Source organism: Kitasatospora sp. NPDC040550, from assembly GCF_055594965.1.
This window is the reverse complement of the sequence record NZ_JBVIWC010000026.1, coordinates 134,482-141,865: the sequence shown is the minus strand read 5'-3', so window position 1 is coordinate 141,865 and position 7,384 is coordinate 134,482. Positions and strand designations below refer to the sequence as shown.

The 7,384-nt window shown below is 74.4% G+C and carries 6 protein-coding genes and 1 tRNA gene; 6 read left to right on the top strand and 1 reads right to left on the bottom strand.

The window, feature by feature from the left end:
- Nucleotides 1-526 precede the first annotated feature (526 nt).
- The 6 genes from lhgO (at nucleotide 527) to ACZ58X_RS31705 (ending at nucleotide 6,931) form a co-directional block, all read left to right on the top strand.
- Nucleotides 527-1,762 (top strand): L-2-hydroxyglutarate oxidase, encoded by a 1,236-nt coding sequence (gene lhgO, locus ACZ58X_RS31730; protein WP_470337023.1) that lies wholly within the window; start codon nucleotides 527-529, stop codon nucleotides 1,760-1,762.
- Between the two features lie 98 nt (nucleotides 1,763-1,860).
- Complete coding sequence (trmB, locus tag ACZ58X_RS31725) at nucleotides 1,861-2,691, top strand: tRNA (guanosine(46)-N7)-methyltransferase TrmB (protein WP_470337019.1); 831 nt, start codon at nucleotides 1,861-1,863, stop codon at nucleotides 2,689-2,691.
- 116 nt (nucleotides 2,692-2,807) lie between these two features.
- Nucleotides 2,808-4,124 (top strand): PrsW family intramembrane metalloprotease, encoded by a 1,317-nt coding sequence (locus ACZ58X_RS31720; RefSeq protein WP_470337018.1) that lies wholly within the window; start codon nucleotides 2,808-2,810, stop codon nucleotides 4,122-4,124.
- A 120-nt stretch (nucleotides 4,125-4,244) separates the two neighbouring features.
- Nucleotides 4,245-4,318: transfer RNA gene (locus tag ACZ58X_RS31715), tRNA-Met, on the top strand.
- Nucleotides 4,319-4,514: 196 nt separating this feature from the next.
- The gene (locus tag ACZ58X_RS31710; RefSeq protein WP_470337017.1) at nucleotides 4,515-5,342 is read left to right on the top strand and encodes a hypothetical protein; all 828 of its coding nucleotides are present in this window, start codon (nucleotides 4,515-4,517) and stop codon (nucleotides 5,340-5,342) included.
- A gap of 437 nt (nucleotides 5,343-5,779) precedes the next feature.
- On the top strand, nucleotides 5,780-6,931 hold the full coding sequence (locus ACZ58X_RS31705) for a hypothetical protein (protein WP_470337016.1): 1,152 nt from the start codon (nucleotides 5,780-5,782) through the stop codon (nucleotides 6,929-6,931).
- On the opposite strand, the gene ACZ58X_RS31700 is transcribed toward ACZ58X_RS31705, so the two are convergent.
- Nucleotides 6,928-7,374 carry a GNAT family N-acetyltransferase gene (locus tag ACZ58X_RS31700; RefSeq protein WP_470337015.1) on the bottom strand — a complete coding sequence of 149 codons (447 nt, stop codon included), beginning with the start codon at nucleotides 7,372-7,374 and terminating at the stop codon, nucleotides 6,928-6,930. The genes ACZ58X_RS31705 and ACZ58X_RS31700 overlap by 4 nt on opposite strands.
- Nucleotides 7,375-7,384: the final 10 nt, after the last annotated feature.

The following is a 7,384-nucleotide window of genomic DNA, read 5'->3' as shown; positions in this document are numbered from 1 at the left end:
TTAGACGGTCCCTGGGGGGAACTCCCCCCTCCCTTCTGAGAGGTCCCGGAGAAGAAGACCAGGGGTGTTCTTCCCCACCCCTTGTGGTTGTGTGTTTTTTTTGGGCCCCTTCCCCTCCCCCCCCAAGCCCCCCAAGGGGGGGGGGGGAACGTGGGGTCGGGGGTCTCGCCGCCCCACACCACGGCCGGTCCGGGGGGACCGCCCGATGCCCCGGGGGGCGAGGTGGGCGGCAGGTCACTGCCGCCCACCTCGGCATGCCCCGGGTCGGACGGACGAAGGACGCGTACCCGCGCGGCGGAGCCTTGACGGGCCGACCGACGCGCGACACCCCACCGACGCCCGACACCCCACCGAACCGTGACACCCCCACCGACCCGCGACGTCCGCCGCACCCGTCACGCGGTCTCGACCCCCGCCCGGAGCCGTGGCAGCATCTGCGGCGGAAGCCGGGGCGGGAGCGACGCACGCCGCCCGCACCGGCCTCGGCGACGGCGACGGCGACCCGGCGGTGGACGAGGAGCGCAGCGTGGCGGACGACTTCGATGTCCTGGTGGTCGGCGGCGGGATCGTCGGACTGGCCACGGCGTACGCCCTGACCCGGGCCAGGCCCGGGCTGCGGCTGGCGGTGCTGGAGAAGGAGAACGGCTTCGCCGCGCACCAGACCGGGCGCAACAGCGGGGTGATCCACAGCGGCGTGTACTACCGCCCCGGCTCGTACAAGGCCCGCTTCGCGGTCGCCGGCGCCGCCGAGATGGTCGAGTTCTGCCGCGAGCACGGCCTCCCGTACGAGGTGACCGGCAAGCTGATCGTGGCGACCGACGACGCCGAACTGCCCCGGCTGGCGGCACTGGCCGAGCGCGGGCGGGCGAACGGCATCCCGGTCACCGAGCTGGACCGGGCCGGGATCGCCCGGTACGAACCGGAGGTGGTCGGACGGGCCGGGCTGCACGTCGGCACCACCGGCATCTGCGACTTCCCGGCGGTCGCCACGACCTACGCCCGGCTGGCCCGGGAGGCGGGCGCCGAACTGCGGCCCGGCACCGCGGTGCGGGCGGTGGCCCGGCGCCGGGACGGGGTGACGGTCGGCACCGCCGACGGGGAGCTGCGCTGCGGGGTGCTGGTGAACTGCGCCGGGCTGCACAGCGACCGGATCGCCCGGCTGGCCGGGGACGACCCGGGGGTGCGGATCGTCCCGTTCCGCGGGGAGTACTACGAACTGGCCGAGCACCGGCGGGACTTGGTCCGCGGCCTGGTGTACCCGGTGCCCGACCCGGCGTTCCCGTTCCTCGGCGTGCACCTCACCCGGGGCATCCACGGGGACGTCCACGTCGGCCCGAACGCGGTGCCCGCGCTGGCCCGCGAGGGGTACAACTGGCGCACCGTCCACCCGGGCGACCTGGCCGGGACCCTCGCCTTCCCCGGCACCTGGCGGATCCTGCGGCGGCACTGGCGGTACGAGGTCGGCGAGTTGCACCGCTCGCTGTCCAAGCGGGCGTTCACCGCCGCCGTCCGACGGCTGCTGCCCGCCGTGACCGCCGCCGACCTGGTGCCGACCACGGCCGGGGTGCGGGCCCAGGCGGTGGCCCGGGACGGCTCGCTGCTGGACGACTTCGCCTTCGCCGGCTTCGACCCGGCGGACCCGCGCTCCCCGCGCCGGGCGGTGCACGTGCTGAACGCCCCCTCCCCCGCGGCGACGGCCTCGCTGCCGATCGGCCGCGAGGTGGCCCGCCGGGCCCTGGCCGCCCTGGAGGCCGGCGGCTGAGCCCGGCCGGGCCGGGCCCGCGGTTGCCGGGACCGATGGATGAGCCCCGTCACACACCCCGCCGGGCGCCCCGCACGGCCCCGTAGACTCGGGTGATTGTGACTGCCACCGCCCCGATCCCCCAGCAATCGCCGTCCGCCCGGCTGTCCGCGGCGCCGGCCGCCTACCCCGCGCCGATGTACCCGCACAAGGCCACCGAGGAACAGCACCGGGAGCGGCGGATCCGCAGCTTCCAGCCGCGCCGGGGCCGGATGACCAACGCCCAGGCGGGCGCCCTGGACCGGAGCTGGGAGACGTACGGCGTCCCGATCGACGGCACCCCGCTCGACCTCGGGGAGCTGTTCGGCGGTCTGCCGGTCACCCTGGAGATCGGCTTCGGCATGGGCGAGACCACCGCCGCGATGGCCGCCGCCGACCCGTCGACCGGCATCCTGGCCGCCGACGTGCACACCCCCGGGCACGGCAACCTGCTCGGCATGCTGGAGCGGGACGGCTCGCGGAACGTCCGGCTCGCTGCCGGCGACGCCGTCATCCTGCTGCGCGACATGCTGCCGGACGCCTCGCTGGCCGGCCTGCGGGTCTACTTCGCCGACCCGTGGCCGAAGCCCAAGCACCACAAGCGCCGACTGGTCCAGCCGTCCTTCCTCGACCTGGTGCTGCCCCGGCTCGCCCCGGGCGCCCTGGTGCACTGCGCGACCGACTGGGAGCCGTACGCGGAGCAGATGCTGGCGGTGCTGTCCGCCTCGCCCGAGCTGGAGAACCTGCACCCCGAGGGCGACGGGACCGGCTGGCTGGAGCCCGCGGACCACCCGGACGGCAGCGTCCCCGGTTACGCGCCCCGACCGGACTGGCGGCCGGTCACCAAGTTCGAGCGGGCCGGGATCGCCAAGGGCCACGTGGTGCACGACCTGCTGTTCCGCCGCCGCTGACCCGTCGGCAGCCGTTCGAACGGGCCGCGGCGGGCTGACCGGCCGGTCGCGCCCGGCACGAACGGTTCGTCCCGGGTCCTCCCGACGGGCCGCCGCCGTGGCCTACCCTGAGCCGCATGGGCAGCCCGCCCGGCGGCGGGCCCCGGGCGACCGTCCGCACCGCCGCCGACGCACCGGGTACGGTCCCGCGCACCGGCGTCACCCGGACCATCCCGGGGCCGCGGAGGCGCCGGGCCGACCGGCTGCTGTCCCGGCCCGGCGGCACGGCACCGGCCGCCCCGACCGCCCTCGTCGCCGGCCGGCTCCCGGTCGGCCCGCCCGCGGCGCCCCCGGGCCGCGGCCGCTCGCTGGCGCTCTCCTCCGTCACCACCTCCGCCGTCCTGACCCTGGTCTGCTGCGGGGTGCTGATCCTGCACCTGGTCCAGCGCCAGACCGGCACCGTCGGGCTGCTGGTGGGACTGGGCCTGGCCATGGTGCCGCTGCCCTTCGTGCTGGGCGGCCTGGCCTGGCTCAACCTGACCGCCCGGGTCCCGCTGCGGCACACCGTGTTCTGCCTCGGCTGGGGCGCCTGCGCGGCCACCACGGTCGCGATCCTCGCCAACAACTGGACCGCCGACTACCTGACCGCCCACCACCACGCCTTCGGCGGGCTGCTCGGCGCCGGCGTCGCCACCCCGGTGATCGAGGAGAGCGCCAAGGCCACCGCCCTGCTGGTCCTGCTGCTGCCGCTCGGCCAGCGGCTGCGCTGCCACGGCCGCCGCTCCGGCCGCCCCTGCGCGCCGCTGCTGCACCGGGCGCCCGCGCCCCGGCGCCCCCGCCCGTACCAGCGCCGCCCGGCCGGGCCGCACGCCCGGGGTCGGCTGCGGCTCCGCCCGTACCTGCGGCCCCTGCCCTACCTGCGCCCGGCCCCGGCCGCCCCGGGCGGCGCGCACCACCGCTCCCGGCCGCGCACCCTGGCCGCCGGGGTGGTGCTCGGCGGGATGACCGCCTGCGGCTTCGCCTTCACCGAGAACGCCCTCTACCTGGGCCGGGCCTTCACCACCGACCAGCGCAACCGGCTGGACAGCATCGGCCTGGGCGATCCGCCCAGCCTGCGCGACTTCGACAGCACCGTGCAGACCTTCGTGCTGCGCGCCCTGCTCTCCCCGTTCGCCCACCCGCTGTTCACCGCGCTCACCGGGATCGGCCTGGCCGTCGCCCTGACCAGCGGGCGGCGCTGGCTGGCCCGGCTGGCCGCGCCCGCCGGGCTGCTGCTGGCGGTGGTGCTGCACGGCACCTGGAACGCCGCCGCCGACCTGGGGACGGACGGGTTCCTGGTGGTCTACGGGGTGCTGATGGTGCCCTGCTTCGTGGCGCTGGTCGGCTTCGCGCTCTGGGCCAGGGCCCGGGCCGCACGGCACGGCGGGCGGCCCGGGGGCCGGCGCGGCGGGTGATCAGGTGGCGACGGAGGGTGATCGGGGGACGCCCGGAGGGTGCGCGGAGGGTGCGCGGAGGGCGTTCTGCAGAACCGATTTCCCATCTCGGCGACTTCCCCGTATTGTTGTGTTCACCGACGCGGGGTGGAGCAGCTCGGTAGCTCGCTGGGCTCATAACCCAGAGGTCGCAGGTTCAAATCCTGTCCCCGCTACTCAGTAGCCGAAAGGGCCCGGAGGATTCGTCCTCCGGGCCCTTTCGCGTTCCCGGCACGGGCAGGGCACGGTCACGCCACGAAGCGGTAACGGCGCCCTTTTTCAAGATCCGCTGTCAGACAGCTCCCCCATACTGAGGAAAAATTCATCCAAGTGGGGGACGGCGGGACCGTTCCCTGGATAAGGAACGACCTCATGCTGTCGAAGCGCCTGGCGAGCACCGCCGCGATCTGCCTCCTGCTGGGAGCCGGCACGGCCGCCTGTGGCGACAACAAGGACTCGGACAAGGCCGCGGCGCCTGCGGCCACCACCGCCGCGGCGGCCGCGACCCCGAGCGCCACTCCGACTCCGACTCCGACCGTGGCCAAGCTCGACACCGACAAGCTGACCGCCCAGGAGATCGAGAAGCAGGCCAGGCAGGCGCTGGCCGGCGCCACCTCGCTCAAGATCGCCGGCAAGATCCCCACCGACGACGGCGTCATGAGCATGAACATGGCCATGGACACCAAGGGCGACTGCCAGGGCACCATGGCGATGCCCGGCGTCGGCTCCTTCGAGCTCATCAGCGACGGCAAGCAGTCCTTCATCAAGCCGGACACCCAGTTCTGGAAGACGTTCAGCGGGCCCAAGGGCGACGCGGTCGCCGAGCTCTTCAAGGGCCGCTACCTGACCGGCTTCGACAGCGACCCCAAGATGAAGCCGATGATGGACTTCTGCAAGCTCACCTGGGCGAGCGACATGCTCCAGGACGACGCGGGCAGCACCCCGACCAAGGGCAGCGCCGGGACCGTCAACGGGGTCAAGACGTTCAGCCTCAAGGAGAAGGACGACAAGGGCGAGGAGTCGCTCCTCCACATCGCCACCGAGGGCACGTTCTACCCGGTGCGGATGGAGAAGACCACGGGCGCGGACAAGGGCCAGATCGACTTCACCGACTACGACAAGCCGGTCACCCTCCAGATCCCGTCGCCCGACAACGTGATCGACTACACCAAGTTCCAGGACAAGGTGAAGAGCGCCTGAGCGGCGCCCGCGAATAATCCGTTGCCCTCCCGACAGGGGGCTGCCTACAGTGGCGGCACACTGAAAGGAGGTGATCCTGAGTTGAGTTGCACCAGGATGCGTGAGGTGGCTGCTCGCTAGAGCCGCCCCTGCCTGCGCAGGGTGAGGCCCCTGGCCTCCGGCAGGCGAAATCCACAGCAGTCACCCGGCCCGCAGGCTCACCGGTACATCCCCGGTGCCTCGGCGCCAGGCCAGTGCACGGGCCGGCGTCGAGGAGCAGCCTGCGGGCCGTCTGCGTTCGCGCCCACCGTTCCGTCGGCGTCTGTGCCCGGCCGGGCGTCACCCCCGTCGTAGCGGCGGCGCCCCCGAGTCGTTCCCGTGCCGGGGCCGCAGCGCTAGAGTCGGCGCGGCCCCTCGGTGACGACGGGGCGCAGCGGCGCGGACACAGGGGGTGGGCGATGGCGAGGGCGCGGCGACGGGCCGGCGGATCGGCACTGCGGACGGCGCAGTGGACGGCCGCCGGGGTGCTGACCGGCACGGGCCTGCTCGGCCTGCTGCTGTTCGCGCTCGGCCGGGCGCAGGCCTGGCAGGCGCTCGGCGGCGGTCTGGTGGTGGCCGGTGCCTCGACGGTGCTCGGCGGCGCGCTGGGCTTCCTGTTCGGGGTGCCCCGGGTGAAGAACGGCTCCGGCGAGCCGCAGGGCTCGTACGCGCCCAACACCAATCTGGAGCAGGTCTCCGACTGGCTGACCAAGGTGCTGCTGGGCGTCGGGCTGACCCAGCTCGGCTCGCTCGGCGAACGGCTGCACCAGCTCGGTACGGCGCTGGCGCCCGTGCTGGGCGGGGAGGACGCCGCGGTGCCGTTCGCGGCCGCGCTGGTGCTGTACTTCCTGGTCCTCGGCTTCCTGGCCGGCTGGCTGGTGACCAGGCTGGCGCTGCCCCGGGTGCTGACCGAGACGGACGAGGCGCTGGACCTCTTCCTGGCCGGGCAGGACCGCGACCGGCGCGGCGACAAGGTGGGCGCCGACGACCTGCGGGTGCGCGCGATGCAACAGCTCGGGCTGCTCGGCGGCAGCGCGGAGCAACCCGCCGCGCTGGCCGCCCAGTTGCCGCCGTCCGCGGACTCCCCTGCCGGGCCGGACGGCGTGGTGGCGGAGGTCCGCTCGACCGCGACCCGCTCGGCGCTGACCGCCGACCAGGTGCGGGCCCTGTTCGCGGACGGCTCGGAGGGCCGCCGGATCCAGGCCCTCGCGCTGATGCAGGGCGACCCGTCGCTGGGGGACCTGCCGAGCCTGCTGGAGGCGATCGAGCACCCGCGCTCGGGGTTCGAGCAGTACCACGCGCTGCTGGCCGCCCGGGGCCTGCTCTCCCGGCTGCCCGGTGCCGAGGCGCAGCGGCTGCGGGACGCGGTGGCGGCGCAGTTGGTCGACCCGCAGGGCATTCCGTACGGGTCGGACCGCAGTTGGCTGGCGGAGAAGATACTGTCCCGGCTGCAGGCGGTGGCCTTCGTCCCGGCGCAACCGACGGGGGCCGCGGCGGAGGGCTCGGGGCCGGTGGTGTCCGGAGCGGTGGCGTCCGGAACGGCGGCCGACGACCCGCCGGTGAAGCCCTAGACGGTGAAGCGCAGTTCGGGCTGCGACCAGGGGGTCTTGGGCTGCGGCGGGCGGGTGCCGGTGCGCACGGCGCCCACCTGGAGGTAGAAGCCCTCGGCGGGCGGGTGCGAGACGACCTTGACCGCGGTGATCCCGGCGGCCCGGGCCCGGTCGAGCATGTCGGTGATCAACGCCCGTCCGATGCCGAGTCCTTGGGCGTCGTCGGCGACGAACATCAGGTCCAGTTCGGCCGGTTCGTGGATCAGCCCGTAGAAGCCGAGCAGCCGGTCGTCGGTGCGGTCCACGGCCATCCGCACCTCGTGGCGCTCGATGTAGTCGGGTCGTACGGCATAGCCGTCGATCATCGCGGAGTACGCGCCGCGGTAGGCGGCGGAGGCCTGGATCAGTGCGGTGAGCCGGTCGGCGTCGGCGGGCTGGGCGGGCCGGATCGTGGTCTCGCTCATTTGAGCGAGT

Bases quoted from the DNA above. Each gene is read 5' to 3' on its own strand.
- ACZ58X_RS31720 (WP_470337018.1), top strand. From the start codon at position 2,808: ATGGGCAGCCCGCCCGGCGGCGGGCCCCGGGCGACCGTCCGCACCGCC.
- ACZ58X_RS31710 (WP_470337017.1), top strand. From the start codon at position 4,515: ATGCTGTCGAAGCGCCTGGCGAGCACCGCCGCGATCTGCCTCCTGCTG.
- ACZ58X_RS31705 (WP_470337016.1), top strand. From the start codon at position 5,780: ATGGCGAGGGCGCGGCGACGGGCCGGCGGATCGGCACTGCGGACGGCG.
- ACZ58X_RS31700 (WP_470337015.1), bottom strand. From the start codon at position 7,374: ATGAGCGAGACCACGATCCGGCCCGCCCAGCCCGCCGACGCCGACCGG.